This is a genomic window from Shewanella sp. 125m-7 (genome assembly GCF_052977045.1).
In genome coordinates this window covers 1-18,064 of sequence record NZ_JBRILQ010000065.1, presented here as the reverse complement: position 1 = coordinate 18,064, position 18,064 = coordinate 1, and the positions used below count along the sequence as shown (strand labels likewise).

The following is an 18,064-nucleotide window of genomic DNA, read 5'->3' as shown; positions in this document are numbered from 1 at the left end:
TAGTTTAATATGGCTTGGAAGCTGAAACCGGTAAGTGGCACTATCTTGTTGATTTGACATGGGTGGCTGTGATTTTTTTTATTACTAATGGTGACTGTATGTTTAAATCAATCAGTGGTATTACATCAGCTAGCAATTAAAGCGTTATAACAAGGCAATCAAACGGAAAATTTACAGTTGGCTGTTTTTCATGCCTCAAACATTTTAGCCAATAATTATTTGCCTCTGAATAAGGCGTTAATGTATATCCACTTGCCATACATTCCTTAATGAGAGTCATCATTTTAAGAGCTTTGACTCTAAACCATTTCTGTCCAGAAAAGAGTTATAAACTTCTTTTGTTATTAGCCATAACTTTAAAGCTAAATAATCCCTGCCGGCCTAAAGAAAACACCAATTCCCCATCGAAGTTGCCGAAGTACGTTGAAGAAATAATCGTGATGCCCACATGGATGTGGGCATAGCTTTCGCGGGACAGGATGTCCCATCGGAAGCGTTAGGCTATTTCGAATAAGTATGAGGATCAACAGCTTCGTCGGGGCGTCATGGTGGATGCAAGGAGGATAAGGACGATCAGTCCTCCTTGCCCGTGTGTGAGCTGGAAGCTCACGACCTTTATCAAACGAAGTTTGATTGCTTAAAACATAGTTTGTTAGACGAAGTCTAACTATAAGGTCAGGCACTGCCTGATATGTGGCAAGGCCACGACTTCAATTGTTAGACGAAGTCTAACTAACAAAGCCAACTTGCATACGTTAATGCAAACCTAAACTATCGATATAACGAAGCATCACCTTTATTAGGCCGTGTCTTAAACCGTCTATGTAACCACATATACTGCGATTTATTGCGGCTGATAATCTCTTCGATAATCTTATTGCCACGCTTGGCATCTTCAATCTCATTTTCGCCGGGAAAGTTATCTAACGGCGGCTGGATCTCAATATTGTAGCCGGTGTCGTCACTATTACGCTCAACAAAGAAAGGCAATACTTTGGCTTTGCCCAGTTTGGCTAGAGTGGTGGCGCCGGTGATCGTTGCGGCTTCGGGTACATTAAAGAAGGGGATGAAAGTGGCGCTTGAGCGGCCAAAATCTTGGTCGGCGGTATACCAGATAACGTTAGGCTCTCGCAGGCTGCGCACCATCTGGCGGAGATCGCGTTTAGGCACTAAAGCCTTGTTGGAGCGTAGACGACCTTTAACCTGCAAGTATTCCATCACCGGGTTGTTGTGCGGGCGATATACCCCAACGCCAGGCTGGAACTGACCAAAAATACGGGCGCCCATCTCTAGCGGCAGACAATGGACCGCAAACAGAATCACGCCTTGGCCACTTTCTAATGTCTGCTCGACATACTCTTGGCCTTTTATAGTCATGTGTTGCTGAATTTTTTCATCAGACCACCACCAGGCGTTAGCGGTATCGAAGATGGCTTTGCCTGTTTCTTCGAAGTTCTCTCTGAGCAACTGGTCGACTTCATTCTTGGGCATATCAGGGAAACACAGTTCTAGATTACGCCTTGCGGTCTTAGCGCGTCCGCCGACGAGCTTCATTCCTAAGCGACCAAGTGCTGTGCCCATTTTCATCTGCATTCGCAGCGGTAACAGTTGCGTTAAGCGCATAAAGCCCACGCCTAACCATATGAACCAATACTTAGGATGATAAAGGTGAGATGAAAATTGTGCTTTTTCGACCACGTAATACTCGAATCCATTGAAAAATTACTCATTATTCTAACTCAAAAGCGATTACAATTAGGTACAATCAGTATTAAATTTTGCGAAAGATATAGGCGCTATGAAGATTTCTCTGCCAGCATTTGAAAAAGCCAAGGTTCTCGTTGTCGGTGACGTGATGTTAGATCGCTATTGGGCGGGCCCTACAGCACGTATTTCACCTGAAGCTCCTGTTCCTGTTGTTAAAGTTGAACAGCTTGAGGATAGACCGGGCGGCGCGGCCAACGTGGCAATCAATATTGCGACTTTAGGTGGTAGTGCAAGTCTTGCGGGTATTGTGGGTGTTGATGAAAATGCCGATGCACTAACTCTAGGTATTCAAACCCTTGGCGTCGAGCCTAACTGGTATAAAGTGGCTGGCAAGCCGACCATCACTAAGTTGCGCGTTATGTCGCGTAACCAGCAGTTGCTGCGTTTAGACTTTGAAGAAAGCTACACCCAAGCTGAGAGTGATGCCTTGCTCGCTAAAACGCTACCACAACTGGATAACGTCGATGTGGCGGTGTTGTCTGATTACGCTAAAGGCGCCATTATTTCTCCGCAAAGCTTTATTGCAGCGGCTAACGCTAAAGGCGTTAAAGTGCTGGTTGACCCTAAAGGCAGTGACTTTTCAAAGTATCGCGGCGCGTACCTGTTGACGCCAAATATGAGTGAGTTTGAAGTGGTGGTGGGCAAGGTCGAATCTGAGGCTGACTTAGTGACTAAAGCTCAAGGCCTGCTTGAGGCGTATGACTTTACTGCCATGCTAGTGACTCGCTCTGAAAAAGGCATGACGCTCATTACTCGCGATCAACCAGAGCTGCATATTCCTACCGTTGCCCGTGAGGTTTTTGATGTCACTGGTGCGGGTGATACGGTGATTTCTGCGTTAGCAACGTCCATTGCCGCGGGTAGCGACTTGCCTCAAGCTTGTGCAATTGCCAATACGGCCGCTGGTATCGTAGTGGCTAAGCTGGGGACTTCAACTGTAACGCGTCTTGAGCTAATCGAAGCGTTATCGCTAAACCATGGTGAGTCTGGTTTTGGCGCAGTCAGTGAAGATCAACTGGCTTATGCGCTTGAGCAGGCAAAGCTGCGCGGTGAACGCGTGGTGATGACCAATGGCTGTTTTGATATCTTGCATGCAGGTCACGTAAGTTATCTGCAACAAGCGCGCGCCTTGGGCGATCGTTTAATTGTGGCGGTAAATACTGACGCATCGGTTAAACGCCTTAAAGGCGAAGGACGCCCGGTTAACACTGAAGATAGACGCATGACAGTGCTGGCTGCATTGGCATCAGTTGATTGGGTGGTGCCGTTCAGTGAAGATACCCCACAACGCATTATTTCGCGCTTACTGCCAGACTTATTGGTTAAAGGTGGCGATTATAAGGTGGAAGATATTGCCGGTGGCAGCGAGGTTATGGCCGCCGGTGGTCAGGTCAAAGTCTTGTGCTTTGAAGACGGCATCTCAACCACGGCGATTATTCAAAACATCATGGCGAATCAGTAGCCATTGATGATGAGTCGCTAGTTATCGACGATAACCGCAAATGATAAGCTCGCTCGCCGCTTCTGCTGTCGCTACAGCAATGTTAGCTACACATATGACAGCGGCAGGTGTGGCAGCGTTAGATATGACAAGTGGCGTGTTTAGGACCGATATCGGTCCTAAACACGCCCTTGTTTGCGAGCGACATCAGCTTGAAGCGTGTGTTGCACAGCTTCCCCCTTCAGCTCGACATCAACTGCCGACTCGACTCAGCGATTTACACTATCTGCTGGGGCAGCGAGGCGCGATGGTGCTGCCTTTACGCCATGATGAGATTGCCGGATTGGTGATCACTGATTATAAGCAATTGCCGCGTAGCCAAACGATTAATTGGGGCGTGGGCCATTTCACGTTGATACTTAAACAGCAGGCGCAATTAACTTATTGGCACGAGCTTGGGCATCTGTATGCCATTGACGCGCTAAGTCGTCAGGGGCTAACGATTACAAGCGCATATCAGCACGAGTGGTTGGCGGATTTGTATTTGGTTTGGCGCATTGCGCATGAGACTGACAGCCTAGAACTGGCTTGGCAGCAGTACCATAGACGTAATCTCGCGGTGATGGCTGACAGTGAGTTTATGTCTCACTGGACTGTCCCCATTTTAGCGCAGGTGCTTGAGCGCTACTCGGTTGAGCAGTTGCAACAGTTTTCAAGCTTTGAGCTGTTTTGGCGTGATGTTTCCCCTAGCTTACAGCTGCATGACACTGACAGTCTCAATGAGTTTTCAAGCCTTATGCAGCGCACTTTTGGTGCAGGAACGGTGCAGCCGTTGCCGGGTTATATGTATTGGCGTAAACCTGCGCTGGGGAATTACCTTAAACCGACCTTGGTTGAGGTGATGGGGCAGGGCGCTGCGCAGAACTGGCTTAACTCACAGCAGATGACGGCAGAGTAAGAGCTGAATGAGAGCTGAATGGAAGTGATTGATTTAGGCATTGATAAAGTACTTTTGCTACAGTAACGCCATATCGATTTCAGTGAAGTGGTGTTATGGCAAAGCGTACTAAAATCCAAACTAAACAGACCATACAACAGATCCTCGATGAGGCGATGAAGCAGATTTTAGATCTGGGATACGATGCCATGTCATATTCAACCTTGTCAGAGGCCACGGGTATTAGCCGCACAGGGATCAGTCATCACTTTCCGCATAAAATCGACTTCCTAAAACAGTTAGACTCACGTATTGCTAGCCTGTTTATCGAACGTTTAGATTTTTCCTGTATACAGTCATTACAAACATCGTGGAAAAACTCACTAAACTTACCCTATTTTAGGGCGATTATACGATTGTTCTTCTCTATATGCGGTTCTAACCAAGTGGATGTAGAGCGTTATAACGCTATTAGTTTGGCCAGTGATAAGGCGCTAAATGAACTCGGCGAGCAGGGACGTTTATTGGTAAACGCTCTGGTTGGACAGAGCGCATTAGTGCTCTTTGGCCAGCCCAATGAGGTTATCCGTTAATATAATCTCCACGATAAAAAGGCCGCAATTGCGGCCTTTTTAATGAGCATTAATTCTGTATTAGAAGTGCCACTGCAAGTAAACACTTTGGTAGTTACTACCGCCACTGATCCGGCCGAAGGCTGAGCTCGACTCGAAGATCCCCGATCTATGATGGATGCTGTAACCAAACCACATGTTATCTAACTTAGCGGAATTAAAAATATCTCCCACATTGACGTCGAGTGAAAAGTCTAAGTAGTTAAGTAATTTAGAGGGTTTGTAATCTTTGAGCTCTAGCTCACTGCCCTCGATATGGGTCACGCTACTGACGTAAGATAAGCCTTCTGCCACACCGAGTCTAAAGCGTGGACCAATCTCAAAGGTATAAAATGCCTTAATAGCAATGACGGCTTCGGCAATATCATTTTGCACTTCTGAGCTATGATGCCAAACAAGTCCCGGAGTGAGGTACATATCGATAGGCAGAGTAAATAAATTATCGGTAAGCTGAGTACCATAAAATGCTGAGGTCATTTGGTTATTGTAAGGATCTGTCTTAGTTTGCCATTTCAATATTGCGTTAAGGTTTGATGGCGTTGCCCAGCCGTGGGCGATGCGGATATATTCGCTACCCTCTTTGCGTTTTGTCACTGCAGGCTGCGCCGAGTATTTTTTGCTATTGGAATCAGGGAAGAAACCAAAGCCTAAGAATGACTCATATTGAAAGCGGTTATTAATGATGGGTAGATCATAAACATCATCTTCGAGGCGACTAACGCCAAACTGACCCAGTAAGTATAAGTTGCTGATAAGGTGGTAACGCGCCTTAACACCGGCATTAAAACTCACACCGCCGCCAACATCGTATTGATCTAAGCCATAGTAGTAGTCATTAAAATCTGCGCTTTTCCATTGGAACTCTGCGTAGGGCTTGATTCTCCAATCACCAGACTCCCAATGATACTGCGTACGACTGTAACCGTAACTGCGTTTGTTTGAGTCGGATAAGAAGGCTAGATCGACGTCCCATTCATCTTTAACAAAGCGATACTGTAACCCAAAATCAAAGGCTTGAGTTTGGGTGTCGTTTTGCAATTCTTTAGGAATATCGACAAAACGAAAACGGGTATAAAGGTTGACCTGATGATTGTCATTTTTCCAGATATGCCCCGCAGCTTCCATACCGTTGATGTAGAAGTAATCATTTTCAAAATAGATTAATGGCAAGGTGTCATAGACTTCATCTTGTTCGGTCGCATAAGGAATATCGCCGCGGCGTACGCCTATACCTATGCCCCAATTATCACTCCATTGAGCGGTGAGCTCTTGTTTGGGCTCTTCGTTGAGCTCGACAGGTGGAGGGGGCATCTTGTCTACTGAGCCATTGCTATCCGCTGCCTGTAAAGCAGTGAATGGTGCCAGTAAGGCAAGGCTTAAAGACAGCGATGAAAATACTTTTAGGGTCATATAATTATTCTTTTTAGCGCGGGGTACTATGGGGTAGAGTACTGCTTTTTAACTAGGAATTACATAATTTTAACAACGACAAGTTAAGCGGGGCTTAAATAAGGGATAATAAAAAGACCGCGTCAGCGGCCTTTTTGATTAACAGTGTCTTTCAACACTAAGTCAGTGTCTTTCAACACTAAGTCAAAGTCTTGTAACCTTAGTCAGCTTCTTTTAAGCTCTGTGTTAGCTCAACAATGGCCTTCTTACCATCGCCAAACAACATCAATGTATTGTCCATGGCAAATAGTGGGTTAGGCAAACCAGCAAAGCCCGGGCTGAGTGAACGCTTAACAACAACCACTGTTTTGGCTTTATCAACGTTTAGAATAGGCATGCCGTAAATTGGGCTGCCCTTATCTTCACGTGCCATAGGGTTGGTCACATCATTAGCACCAATAACAATCGCCACATCAGTTTGTTCAAACTGTGGGTTGATCTCATCCATTTCAATCAACTGCTCATAAGGCACTTCTGCTTCAGCAAGCAAGACGTTCATGTGGCCCGGCATACGACCCGCAACAGGGTGAATAGCATAAAGCACCTGTGTACCACGCGCTTCCATGATTGAGGCTAACTCACGCACGGCGTGCTGCGCCTGTGCCATGGCTAAACCATAACCTGGAACAATCACTACGCGCTCAGCAGTTTCAAGTAGCATTGCCACTTCTTCGGGTGAAGACGTGGTCACTTTACCTGCATAAACTTCGTCTGCATCGACAGTTTCGCCGCCTTCAGCCATCACACCAAATAGCACGTTAAACAGTGAGCGGTTCATCGCTTTACACATGATTTGCGTCAGGATAATACCTGATGCGCCAACCAATGAGCCCGATACAATCAGTACCGTGTTGCCTGTGATGAAACCCGTTGTCGCCGCTGCAATACCCGAGTAAGAGTTAAGCAAAGCAATAACAACCGGCATGTCTGCGCCGCCAATTGGCACCACAAGTAGTAAGCCAAGTACTAGTGAAACAGCAACCAAAGCGTAGATCAGGTTAACGTTACTAGGATCCATCACGATAGCAATCGCAAGGCCAATGGCACTGATAAGCAGTAGTGCGTTAAACACCTTGTTACCCGGCACTTTAATTGGGTTGCCTGAGATCAGCTCTTGTAACTTTGCGAACGCAACAAACGAACCCGATAGGGTTACTGCACCAATAATCACTGTCGCAGCAATAGAAATCAGTGCAACAGTGTGAGTCGCTGAGCTTGGGTCAAGGAAGTTAGCCAGTGCGATAAACAGTGACGCACCACCACCAAAACCATTTAGCATAGCTACCATTTGTGGCATTGAGGTCACTTGGATCTTGGTTGCCATAACAGCACCAATGGAGCCACCCAGTAGCACACCTGCAATAATCCACTCGTAGCTTAAAATGCTTTGGTCAAACAGGGTGACCACGACCGCGATAAACATACCGAGCGCTGACAGCTGGTTACCCCTAACGGCTGTGCGTGGTTTAGTTAGACCTTTAATACCTAAGATGAATAAGCATGAAGCTACCAAGTAGGCGAGGTAAATAATCGTCGTACTCATAGTGGCTTATTTCCTTTTAAACATCGCTAGCATGCGGTTGGTTACCATGTAACCGCCCACAACATTGATAGTGGCAAGTACGACGGCAATAAAGCCTAATACGTTAACCCAGATCCCACCGCCAGAACCTGCTGACAGTAATGCGCCGACTAACGATATCCCTGAGATAGCATTAGAACCCGACATTAATGGCGTATGTAAGGTCGGTGGCACCTTAGTGATCATCTCAACGCCTAAAAATACCGCGACCACAAATAGGGTTAGTAGCAGTAAAATTTCCATTATTTAGCCTCCGGAGCTGTTTCAGCTGGACTTTCGACAGGACTGTCAACTGGGCTTGTAACGTCAAGCGCGGGTAAGCCTAAAAGCTCACGTAAACGCGCGCTAGTAACCTGACCTTGGTGAGCCACAACCGTGTCTTTTACGATCTCATCTTCAAAGTCGAGGTTGAGCTCGCCTTCTTTGCTGACAAGTAACTTAAGTAGGTTTTCAATATTGGTGCCGTACATCTGGCTGGCATGGTTTGCCGCAGTGCCAGGGACGTTTGATGGCCCAAGAATGGTCACCCCCTTGTAAACCACCTCTTTATCGAGCTCAGTTAGTTCACAGTTACCACCGGTCTCAGCTGCAAGATCGACAATAATGGTGCCGCGCTTCATGCCATCGACCATCTCTTTGGTGATAAGAATTGGTGCTTTACGGCCGGGGATTGCAGCAGTTGTGATAACGATATCTTGCTGAGCAAGTACGTTGGCCATTGCTTGCTGTTGGCGCTTAAGGAAGTCATCAGACTGCTCTGCAGCGTAACCGCCTTTAGTTTCGGTATTCTCTGTTTCTAGATCGAGCTCAACAGGTTTGGCACCTACCGAGATAATCTGTTCCCGTGCAGCGGGGCGAATATCGTAAGCCTCAACCACAGCACCTAAGCGTTTTGCGGTTGCACATGCCTGCAGGCCTGCAACGCCAACGCCCATGATAAAGGCGCGGGCAGGTTTTAGCGTGCCGGCTGCAGTCATCATCATCGGGAATAACCGCGGCGCTTTATGAGCGGCAAGCAATACAGCTTTGTAACCTGCGATGGTTGCCATTGACGACAAAATATCCATGCTTTGTGCACGGGTGATCCGTGGCACAAGTTCAAGTGCAATAGCGGTCGCACCCGTATCGGCAATCGCTTGAGCATTTTCTGGGTGCGCTAACGGATCCATCATACCAATCACGATTTGCGCAGGCTTGATCACCGCTTTTAATTCTGCGAGTTGCTCATCTTTAGCGTTAACAACCGTAATGATGTCTGCGTCACTCAGAACTTGTTCGCGAGACACAATCGATGCGCCTGCTTGGATATAGTCTTCATCAGTAAAACCAGCATTGCTACCAGCGCCACTTTCAACAAGAACTTGAAGATTAATTTTAAGCAGTCGAGCCACATTGGCAGGAATAATCGCAACGCGACTTTCACCTGCGTGACTTTCTTTGGGTAGACCTAGCTTCACAAAGGTAAACCTCTCAGTTGAGGACATTAGTAGGAACAGATGTCATTTGATTTTCAGGATGCATATTGTGGCGGCTCTGCATTTAGACACAAGCGCATATTTTTCAATATCCTATTTTCAGGACTGGTCTGACTGAAAAGTTTGCGCTGCGCCACACTTTTGAATAGAAGTTTGCACTGGCAAACCCTAGGCCAAGTCGTTTATTTGAACCGCTAGTTACTTTTGTAGCTTAATTTTTGAACTTTGCATATTCCTAAATGGAATTAAAAATCATCTTTTATTCTTTTTTTCTTTTTCGATGAGGAGATAAGCTTGCCTACATTACACTGATACAGGGCCGTTTCCATGTTGTTAAAAGAGCTTTCATCACTCGCTTCGCCGCTATCTGCTGGCCAAGTGGATAAGTTAAAGCAGCTCACTGCAGAGCTGAGTGCCGTTCAACTTGCTTGGGTGAGTGGCTATCTTGCTGCAACGTCTGAGCAAGGCGTGGCACAAGTCGGGGGCAGTTCAGAAGCTAGCCCGCAAGCGGGTACCGAACAAATCATCAGCATACTTTACGGTAGCCAGACGGGTAATGGCCGTGGTATTGCGACCGAACTTGCCGAAAAAGCACAAGCGCAAGGCTATGCGGTTAACCTCGTATCGATGGGAGACTATAAGACGCGTCAGCTTAAGCAAGAGAGCTTATTGCTGTTAGTGGTCAGTACCCATGGCGAAGGTGAAGCGCCTGATGACGCCATTGAACTGCATAAATTTCTAAGCTCAAAGCGCGCCCCTAAACTGGATAACCTCAATTACTCGGTGCTGGCACTGGGTGATTCAAGTTATGAGTTTTTCTGTCAAACGGGTAAAGACTTCGAGTCTCGTCTTAACGCACTTGGTGCGACGGCCATTGCGCCATTAGTTGAGTGTGATGTGGATTACGAGGATCAATCACAGCAGTGGCAAGCCGATGTATTAGAGGCGGTTAAACCCTTAGTACAGAGCACGAGCGCCAGTGTGGTTTCAATCGCTGGCACTCAAGTATCAACCTCAAGCTTTAGCAAACAAAAGCCTTACACCGCAGAGCTGCTGGTGAGTCAAAAGCTGACGGGCCGCGATTCAGATAGAGATATTCGCCATGTTGAAATTGAGCTGGGCGAATCGGGTATTGAATATCAAGCCGGTGACGCTTTAGGGGTGTGGTTCACTAACTCACAAGAGTTAGTGACTGAGCTGCTTGAAGCATTAGCACTTAATGCCGATGAGCAAGTGGCTATTGGTAAAGATACGCTGACTTTGCGTGATGCACTGACAAACAAGAAAGAGCTAACGCAACTTTATCCGGGTTTGGTGACGGGCTGGGCGGAGCTGAGTCAAGATCAAGCGTTACTCACCATCAGCGCTGATAAAGCACTAACCCGTGAGTTTGTTAATAGCAATCAAGTGGCTGACTTGGTGCGTCGATACCCAGCGTCGGTGACGGCAGAGCAATTTGTTGGCCTGCTACGCGGTATTACCCCAAGACTTTACTCTATTGCATCGAGTCAGGCCGAAGTTGAGTCAGAAGTGCACTTAACGGTGGCATTGGTTGAAGATGACCGAGATGGCGTGGCTCGCTTTGGCGGGGCATCTCAGTTCCTCGCAGCTGCCGAAGAAGGTCAAGCCGTGCAGGTGTACGTTGAGCCTAATAATCACTTTCGTTTACCTGAAAATCCTGACACGCCAGTGATCATGGTTGGCCCAGGTACCGGTGTGGCACCTTTTAGAGCCTTTATGCAGCAACGTGCTCAGCAGGGCGCTCAAGGCAGTGCTTGGTTGTTCTTTGGTAACCCGCATTTCGAGCAAGATTTCCTTTATCAAACAGAGTGGCAGCAGTATCTACAATCGGGTGAGTTATCTCGAATCGATTTAGCTTTTTCTCGTGACCAACAGCATAAGGTTTATGTGCAGCACAAGATTGCTGAGCAAGGCGAAGCGCTGTGGCAGTGGTTAGAGTCTGGCGCGCATTTCTATATCTGTGGTGATGCAGAGCGTATGGCCAAAGACGTGCACCAAGCCTTGCTAGATCTTGTGGTTAAGCATGGCGCTAAAACACAAGAGCAAGCGGCTGAGTATTTAGAAGCATTGAGAGTCGCCAAGCGCTACCAAAAAGACGTTTATTAAGTCTAGGTTCGAGCAAAGCAATGATGAGCGACGCTAGGGTTAACTAGCGCGAGAGCTGAAAAGAATTTTAAGAGAGTACCTTGCTATGAGTGAGCAAAAGTTAGCAGTAAATGAGTATTTAAAAACAGATAGTGATTATTTGCGCGGTACCATTCAAGAAGGGTTAGATACCGCAGTAACCGGAGCCTTTAGTGAAGGCGATCAGCAACTAATTAAATTCCATGGCTTTTATCAGCAGGACGACCGTGACTTACGTAACGAGCGAAAAGAGCAAAAACTAGAGCCCTTATATAGCTTTATGTTGCGTGCCCGTGTGGCTGGTGGCGTGTGTTCACCTGAGCAGTGGTTGGCGGTCGATAGTATTGCTTCGAATCTGACGAGCTCAAACAGTATCCGTTTAACTACGCGTCAAACGTTCCAGTATCACGGTATTCCAAAGCGTAATCTTAAGACCATCATTCAAGATCTCGACAAAGAGGCATTGGACTCTATTGCTGCCTGTGGCGATGTAAACCGTAACGTGATGTGCAATCCAAACCCTGTCGAGTCTAAGCTGCATCAACAAGCTTACGCTTATGCAAAACAGCTGTCGGATAACATGTTGCCACATACCAAGGCGTACGCAGAGATCTGGCTTGATGACGAGAAGCTTGTGACCACAGAGGGCGAAGAGGTGGAGCCTGTTTACGGTAAAACCTATCTGCCACGTAAATTCAAGATGGCGGTTGCGGTACCGCCAGACAATGATGTGGATGTTTACACTAATGACTTGGGCTTTGTGGCCGTCGCTGAAGGCGATGAGCTCGTTGGCTTTAACATGGTTGCCGGCGGCGGCATGGGCTCAACTCATGGTGAAGTGTCGACCTTCCCACGTTTGGCCGACGACTTTGGCTATATTAAGGCCGAAGACACCTTAAAGTTTGCCGAAGCGGTAATGACGATTCAGCGTGACTGGGGGAATCGTGAAAACCGTAAATTATCACGCTTAAAGTACACCATTGTTAAACATGGTTTTTACACCTTTAAAGCAGAAATTGAAGCGCGCACCGGCATTAAGTTTGAACCAAAGCGTGATGTAGTGATTGGCGATCGCGGTGATCGCTATGGCTGGAAGCAGGGCGTCGATGATAACTGGCATTTAACCCTGTTTATTGAAGGTGGGCGTATTAAAGACTTACCGGGTCAGCCATTGCAAACAGGTCTTAGAGAAATTGCGAAAATTCACCAAGGTGATTTTCGTATGACCTCAAACCAAAATATTATTATTGCGGGTGTACCGAGTGCAGATAAAGAGCAGATTGAAGGCTTAGCAAGGCAGCATGGCTTACTTGGCAAGCTTATTACCGAAACCCGCGGTCACTCAATTGCCTGTGTGGCACTGCCAACGTGTGCGCTTGCCATGGCAGAAGCCGAGCGCTATTTCCCCGATTTTCTGACTAAGGTTGAAGCGCTGCAACAAAAGCATGGTTTCCTCGACCAAGGCATTGTTATTCGCATGACGGGTTGCCCTAACGGCTGCGCTAGACCCTTTGCTGCTGAAATTGGTTTAGTCGGTAAAGCGCCTGGTCGTTATAACCTCTATTTAGGCGCGAGCTTTGAAGGTACCCGCTTGAATAAATTGTATCGTGAGAATATCCAAGAAGCGGAGATCCTTGCGGTGTTAGATACCCTGTTTGCGCAATATGTAGCACAGCGCGAAGCGGGTGAAACCTTTGGCAACTATACCGTGCGTAGCGGCGTAGTTGCAGCTGTGAACGATGCGGCTAAGGATTTCCATGGCTGAACGTGAAGATAGGGTTGATTCTGTGATTACGGCGGACGCGCTCAGCGCGTTATTGAGTGCGCCAAAAGTCGAGCAGCAAGCAGAGCTTGCTAGAGTGAATGGTTTTTTAGCCGAGCTAAGCCCTGCGGAGCGAGTACGTTGGGCACTGAAATACTTGCCAGGTAAGCATGCATTATCATCAAGCTTTGGTATTCAAGCTGCGGTGATGTTGCATATGGTGAGTGTTGAAAAGGCCGATGTTCCCGTGTTGCTGACTGACACAGGTTATCTGTTTAGTGAGACCTATCAGTTTATCGATGAGTTGACCGAAAGGTTAACGCTGAACTTAAAAGTGTATTCATCACCTCATAGTGCGGCTTGGCAAGAAGCGCGTTTTGGTAAGTTGTGGGAGCAAGACTTAGACGGTTTGGATAAATATAACCAGATCAACAAAGTTGAACCCATGCAGCGAGCCTTGGCGGAGCAAGAGGTCGGCACTTGGTTTGCGGGGTTAAGACGTTCTCAATCGAGTACTCGAGAGTCGTTGCAAATTCTAGCCATTCACGGACAGCGCTATAAAATATTGCCAATCATCGATTGGAGCAATAAGCAGGTGCATGGCTACTTAACGGAGTTTGAACTGCCTTATCATCCGCTATGGGAGCAAGGTTATGTTTCGGTGGGAGATACCCATTCGAGTAAACCGCTAGAGCTTGGGATGAGCGAGGAGGAAACACGTTTTAACGGTCTAAAGCGTGAGTGCGGTTTGCATTACGATATATGATGCTTAGGTCAACATTCAGGGGATTAAGTGGCTTTTAGTTCAGTCGTTTAATTAATCTAGTTCAGTCATATAATGAATCTTGTTCTGTCGTCTATCTCATCGTTAATCGCGCCAACTTAAGTGGTACATTCGTACCACTTAAGTCATGGCGCTTGCTAGATTGTATACAAAACGGGTGCTCTTAAGTTTTTGTTATAAAAGATTTTTAGTTCTTTAGTATTAATTTTTGTTTATTTTGTACATTTTTACGCACAAGGTTATGCACAGGCGTTTCTTTTAGGCTATAGTTCCAAGTTCCCGTAGATGGTTTTAGGTCACTGTTCTGTATCAAGCCTGATTTGGCGTGTAAGGTTTAGTCTTCCACTGATTGAGTATTTACGATACTTATCAGCTAAACATTACAGGCAGAGTTGTCAGTAACCAGATAAACCAAACTCAGTTTTATGTCGCTGCACAGCGCAAAGATTGAGTGCTTTGATTGACTTGCTAGCGCTTGCTCATCAAGCAATTTGTTCCCCAGCTAATCCGGTTTCGCCGGGTTATCTGGGGATTTCAAATTAAGAGCCAATTTTAGGCCCCAATTCGCACTAAATAGTTAGCACTAAATAGTTAGCACTCGTCGTTAGTATTTCTAGAACGTTAGTATTAGAACGTTAGTATCAGAACGTGTATTCGTGCCTTCTTTACGTGCAGACAGACTCATCCTCTCGCAACCTCCCTTGTCATCCCCCTTAGTATAAATGCGCTGATACCTTGTATTTGATCCCCACCATAACCTCTATGGTATTTAGCCTAAATGTGTCGGCTTCTCATTTGTTTATGTATATCTATGGGTATTACAGGTTTAAATCAGTGCGCAGCTCCCCTAAGTTGGTATTAAGCTTCAACAATGTTGTAGTATTGATTTCTGTAGTTTGCTGTACTGCCTTTTATTGGATTAATTGAATGATCAAATGGAGTTTTGAATGAATAAGATGCTTATTGCCGCAGTGGTTATCGCTGCAGGCGCTGGTGGATATTGGTATAGCCAGCAATCAACGCAGGTGCCGGCAAGCGATAATGCTGTACTAAGCTATGTGCCAGCAGATACCCCGATTTTCTCTGCTCAGCTGCAACCTTTTCCTATTAAGTCTTATATCAACTCTCTTTCAGAAGCCTACAGGCAGTATCCTGATGGCGCTTTAGACGAACTCGAACAAGAGTCAGATCCTAAAGCGCTATTCCTGCTCAGCCTTGCTAAGTCCTACATGGCGTCAATGAAAGACGGTAGTACTTTTATTAAGACCTTTGGCCTTGCAGAAAATATCCGTAGCTACTTTTACACTTTAGGCTTGATGCCTGTGATTAAAGTGGAAGTTGAAAATGCCGATGCGATTTGGGCATTACTCGACAAAGCAGAGGCTGAAAGTGGCTTTACTTACACAAATGCCAATCTGAAAGGCGTTGATTACCGTAGTTATCAGCTTACTGATGAAAGTGAAAAAGAGCATGTTAATTTGATTGTTGCAGTGCACAATGGCCTGCTAACTTCAACAATAACCACCTCTTTTAGTGAGGCTGTGTTACTGGAAACAGCCCTAGGCGTGACGCCAATAGATAATTCAATTGTTGATGCGCATATTATTGAAGATATCATCAAGAGCAATGGCTTTTTGAACGAAGGTGTTAGTTATATCAATCATAAAGAGATTGTGACGGCATTAACCAGCACTGATGGCAATCAACTTGCAGGTCAACTCTCTAAGCTATTTGAAATGCTTGAAGAAGACCCTCTAGTAGAGCTTAGAACTCCAGCGTGTCAGCAGGAACTCGCAGCGATAGCTAATAACTGGCCGCGTACAGTGGCTGGTTATGACGAGTTAAGCGTGACGGATAAAGAGAGCTCATTTGGCTTTAGAACTGTGGTTGAGAGCAAAAACCAAGTGTTGCTTGATGCTTATCAAAAGTTACGAGGTTTTATACCTGCATACGTACAAGATGTTGATAACAGCGTCTTTACGCTGGGAGTCGGTATGGATGTCGATCAAATGGTGCCGTCATTAACGGCTATTTGGGATGACATGTTAACCCCTGAATATCAATGCGTCCCCCTTGCTGAAATGCAGGCGCAAATGAGTCAGCAGAGCCCAGCTATGCTAGGTATGTTTACGGGGATGGCAAATGGCGTTAAAGGTGTGGGGGTGTCGCTTATTGATTATAAGATCAGCGACGATCTTGATAACCCACAATTAGAAAGCTTAGATGCCGTAGTTACTTTGTCTGCTGAAAATCCAGCCATGTTATTTAATATGGTTAAACCTTTTGCACCAGAATTGGCTAACATTCAGCTACCCGCTAACGGCGAAGTGATTGAACTCAATACCATAGTTCCAATACCGGCAGAAGTGAATGTTTCACCAAAACTGGCAATTAAAGGTAATCATTTAGTATTGTTTGCCGGTGATAAAGGCGAGGCTGTCGCGAATAGTTTAGCAGCAGAACCTTTAATCAATAATGGCTTAATGGTTATGTCTGCAGATTACATGAAAATGTTTAAGCCGCTGCTGACGTTTATTGAGATGACGGGTGAGCCAGTTCCTGAAGAGCTCGAAGCGATGAAGGATTATGATATGCGGGTTAAGTTTAGCCTAGATATCGACTCAAAAGGCTTTGAGATCGATTCTCATATGAACTCTCGCTCAACTAAATAACTCATTTATGCAATAATGAGTTATCGAAAGCGCCAGCCTGTTACGGCTGGCGTTTTTATTTACTTATTGTTTGGAGTCAAGATGACTGAACAGGTCGTTTGTGGGTTATTTTTAAAGGCTAATGAAGTCAGAGTTGTGAGCCTGTCGGGAAGCCGCAACGTTCATCACGTTGTCGCGCCTAAGACGAATAAGTTTAGTTTAGTGAAAAATCCAACTCAGGCAGAAGCGCGAGCGTTTGTAGCGTTAATTAACACTTACATCAATGAGCATAAGCCTGATAAGTTAGTCATAAATCGCCGGGCTACCACAGGCCAAGGTGCAGGCGGGGCTGGGACCTTCTTAATGGAAGGCGCTATTCTAGCCTGTGTCGAGGTCGAGGTTGAATTTGTTCACCCTGCGACACTGAGAGCAACCGATAAACGTTGTAGTGAACTTAAATCGGCGAAGCCAAAAACAGTCGATTTAGGCAAAGCTTATGACTTGGCCTTTGAATGCCTAAGCTAGTGCGGAGTTGAACCTTAGTCATCCGATTGCGTATTAAATAGCAATAGCTATAGCATTAAATAGATAAAGCAAAGTGTTTGATTTGAGCGTGCGGCTAAATTGAATATTGAATAATAACAACACAAATAAACGATTCATTGAGTCAATATGATTCATTGATTCAAAAAGGTGAATACAATGATTAAACAGCTTTCAAAATTTGGATTTATGGCATTATTGCTGATGCCACTGGCTGTAATGGCAACCGACTTAAAGGTGGGGGATACTGCCCCTGATTTTAAACTACAGGCAACAGATGGCCATTTTTATCAATTAAGTGACTACAAAGGTAAACAAACCCTAGTTTTGGCTTGGTACCCAATGGCAAATACGCGCGGCTGTACCTTGGAATGTAAATCGTTAGTCGAAAAGGGGCATTTAATTCGTGAGTATAATGCCGTGTATATGATGGCCAGCGTCGATGATTTAGAAGATAACCAAGCTTTTGCCCGTGAGCAAAAGGCAGACTTTCCAATGCTGAGCGATCCAAGCAAAGAGACCGCTAAAGCATACGATGTACTCAACTTTGTTCGGGTTGCGAGCCGTGTAACATTCTACATAGGCGCAGACGGTAAGATTTTAAAGATTGATGAAGACATCAATGCTAAAACCGCAGCTGAAGATATTGCAGCGAACTTGGCTGAACTGAATATCGAGAAGGTTAATCTAGAGTCTGCAACGCAAGAGTAAACCATTCCTATTGGTCAGCCTTCAAATGAAGGCTGGTTCATTTCTATTTGTCTTGTCGCTACATGGAAGCGAGTTCTGTGTTGCTGCTTAATCGTTATCAATCGCCTCCAGCGGGTGCTGGACAGGACGTCCGAATGTCGTGATCACATGGTCAATGATGTTCCCTACATCATAATGACATTTCC

General features: G+C 45.9%; 14 protein-coding genes. 9 read left to right on the top strand and 5 right to left on the bottom strand.

Translation table 11 applies throughout. The annotated features are described in order from the left end of the window. Positions 1 to 771: 771 nt before the first annotated feature. The gene (locus tag ACVBIL_RS19670; RefSeq protein ID WP_447168631.1) at positions 772 to 1,698 is read right to left on the bottom strand and encodes an LpxL/LpxP family Kdo(2)-lipid IV(A) lauroyl/palmitoleoyl acyltransferase; all 927 of its coding nucleotides are present in this window, start codon (positions 1,696 to 1,698) and stop codon (positions 772 to 774) included. A 100-nt stretch (positions 1,699 to 1,798) separates the two neighbouring features. Here ACVBIL_RS19670 and hldE point away from each other — a divergent pair, with 100 nt between their 5' ends. The 3 genes from hldE to ACVBIL_RS19655 all read left to right on the top strand — a co-directional run bounded on the left by hldE (position 1,799) and on the right by ACVBIL_RS19655 (position 4,738). Further along, on the top strand, positions 1,799 to 3,229 hold the full coding sequence (hldE, locus tag ACVBIL_RS19665; protein WP_447168630.1) for a bifunctional D-glycero-beta-D-manno-heptose-7-phosphate kinase/D-glycero-beta-D-manno-heptose 1-phosphate adenylyltransferase HldE: 1,431 nt from the start codon (positions 1,799 to 1,801) through the stop codon (positions 3,227 to 3,229). 40 nt (positions 3,230 to 3,269) lie between these two features. Further along, entirely contained in the window at positions 3,270 to 4,166 is an 897-nt protein-coding gene (locus ACVBIL_RS19660; RefSeq protein ID WP_447168629.1) for a hypothetical protein, read from the top strand. A gap of 95 nt (positions 4,167 to 4,261) precedes the next feature. Then, the gene (locus ACVBIL_RS19655; protein ID WP_447168628.1) at positions 4,262 to 4,738 is read left to right on the top strand and encodes a TetR family transcriptional regulator; all 477 of its coding nucleotides are present in this window, start codon (positions 4,262 to 4,264) and stop codon (positions 4,736 to 4,738) included. A gap of 60 nt (positions 4,739 to 4,798) precedes the next feature. Here the strand turns inward: ACVBIL_RS19655 and ACVBIL_RS19650 are convergent, their stop codons facing one another. From ACVBIL_RS19650 to ACVBIL_RS19635, 4 genes are all read right to left on the bottom strand, one after another. Beyond that, positions 4,799 to 6,187, bottom strand: a complete 1,389-nt coding sequence (locus tag ACVBIL_RS19650) for a MipA/OmpV family protein (RefSeq protein WP_447168627.1) — start codon at positions 6,185 to 6,187, stop codon at positions 4,799 to 4,801. Positions 6,188 to 6,386: 199 nt separating this feature from the next. Next, positions 6,387 to 7,769, bottom strand: a complete 1,383-nt coding sequence (locus ACVBIL_RS19645; RefSeq protein WP_447168626.1) for an NAD(P)(+) transhydrogenase (Re/Si-specific) subunit beta — start codon at positions 7,767 to 7,769, stop codon at positions 6,387 to 6,389. 6 nt (positions 7,770 to 7,775) lie between these two features. Continuing rightward, on the bottom strand, positions 7,776 to 8,051 hold the full coding sequence (locus tag ACVBIL_RS19640) for an NAD(P) transhydrogenase subunit alpha (protein WP_447168625.1): 276 nt from the start codon (positions 8,049 to 8,051) through the stop codon (positions 7,776 to 7,778). Continuing rightward, positions 8,051 to 9,265 carry a Re/Si-specific NAD(P)(+) transhydrogenase subunit alpha gene (locus tag ACVBIL_RS19635; RefSeq protein ID WP_447168624.1) on the bottom strand — a complete coding sequence of 405 codons (1,215 nt, stop codon included), beginning with the start codon at positions 9,263 to 9,265 and terminating at the stop codon, positions 8,051 to 8,053. Before ACVBIL_RS19635 ends, ACVBIL_RS19640 begins: the two co-directional genes overlap by 1 nt. A 345-nt stretch (positions 9,266 to 9,610) precedes the next feature. Between ACVBIL_RS19635 and ACVBIL_RS19630 the strand changes: the two genes are divergently transcribed. From ACVBIL_RS19630 to ACVBIL_RS19605, 6 genes are all read left to right on the top strand, one after another. After that, the gene (locus ACVBIL_RS19630) at positions 9,611 to 11,410 is read left to right on the top strand and encodes an assimilatory sulfite reductase (NADPH) flavoprotein subunit (RefSeq protein WP_447168623.1); all 1,800 of its coding nucleotides are present in this window, start codon (positions 9,611 to 9,613) and stop codon (positions 11,408 to 11,410) included. A gap of 85 nt (positions 11,411 to 11,495) precedes the next feature. After that, positions 11,496 to 13,193: an assimilatory sulfite reductase (NADPH) hemoprotein subunit gene (cysI, locus tag ACVBIL_RS19625; RefSeq protein ID WP_447168622.1), complete on the top strand. Its 1,698-nt coding sequence runs from the start codon at positions 11,496 to 11,498 to the stop codon at positions 13,191 to 13,193. Beyond that, positions 13,186 to 13,956 (top strand): phosphoadenylyl-sulfate reductase, encoded by a 771-nt coding sequence (locus ACVBIL_RS19620; RefSeq protein ID WP_447168621.1) that lies wholly within the window; start codon positions 13,186 to 13,188, stop codon positions 13,954 to 13,956. The genes cysI and ACVBIL_RS19620 overlap by 8 nt, the downstream gene beginning before the upstream one ends. A gap of 965 nt (positions 13,957 to 14,921) precedes the next feature. Beyond that, positions 14,922 to 16,646 carry a hypothetical protein gene (locus ACVBIL_RS19615; RefSeq protein WP_447168620.1) on the top strand — a complete coding sequence of 575 codons (1,725 nt, stop codon included), beginning with the start codon at positions 14,922 to 14,924 and terminating at the stop codon, positions 16,644 to 16,646. Positions 16,647 to 16,727: 81 nt separating this feature from the next. Further along, the gene (locus tag ACVBIL_RS19610) at positions 16,728 to 17,150 is read left to right on the top strand and encodes a DUF3010 family protein (protein WP_447168619.1); all 423 of its coding nucleotides are present in this window, start codon (positions 16,728 to 16,730) and stop codon (positions 17,148 to 17,150) included. Between the two features lie 177 nt (positions 17,151 to 17,327). Beyond that, positions 17,328 to 17,879, top strand: coding sequence for a peroxiredoxin family protein (locus tag ACVBIL_RS19605; protein WP_447168618.1), 552 nt, complete (start codon positions 17,328 to 17,330; stop codon positions 17,877 to 17,879). Positions 17,880 to 18,064 lie beyond the last annotated feature (185 nt).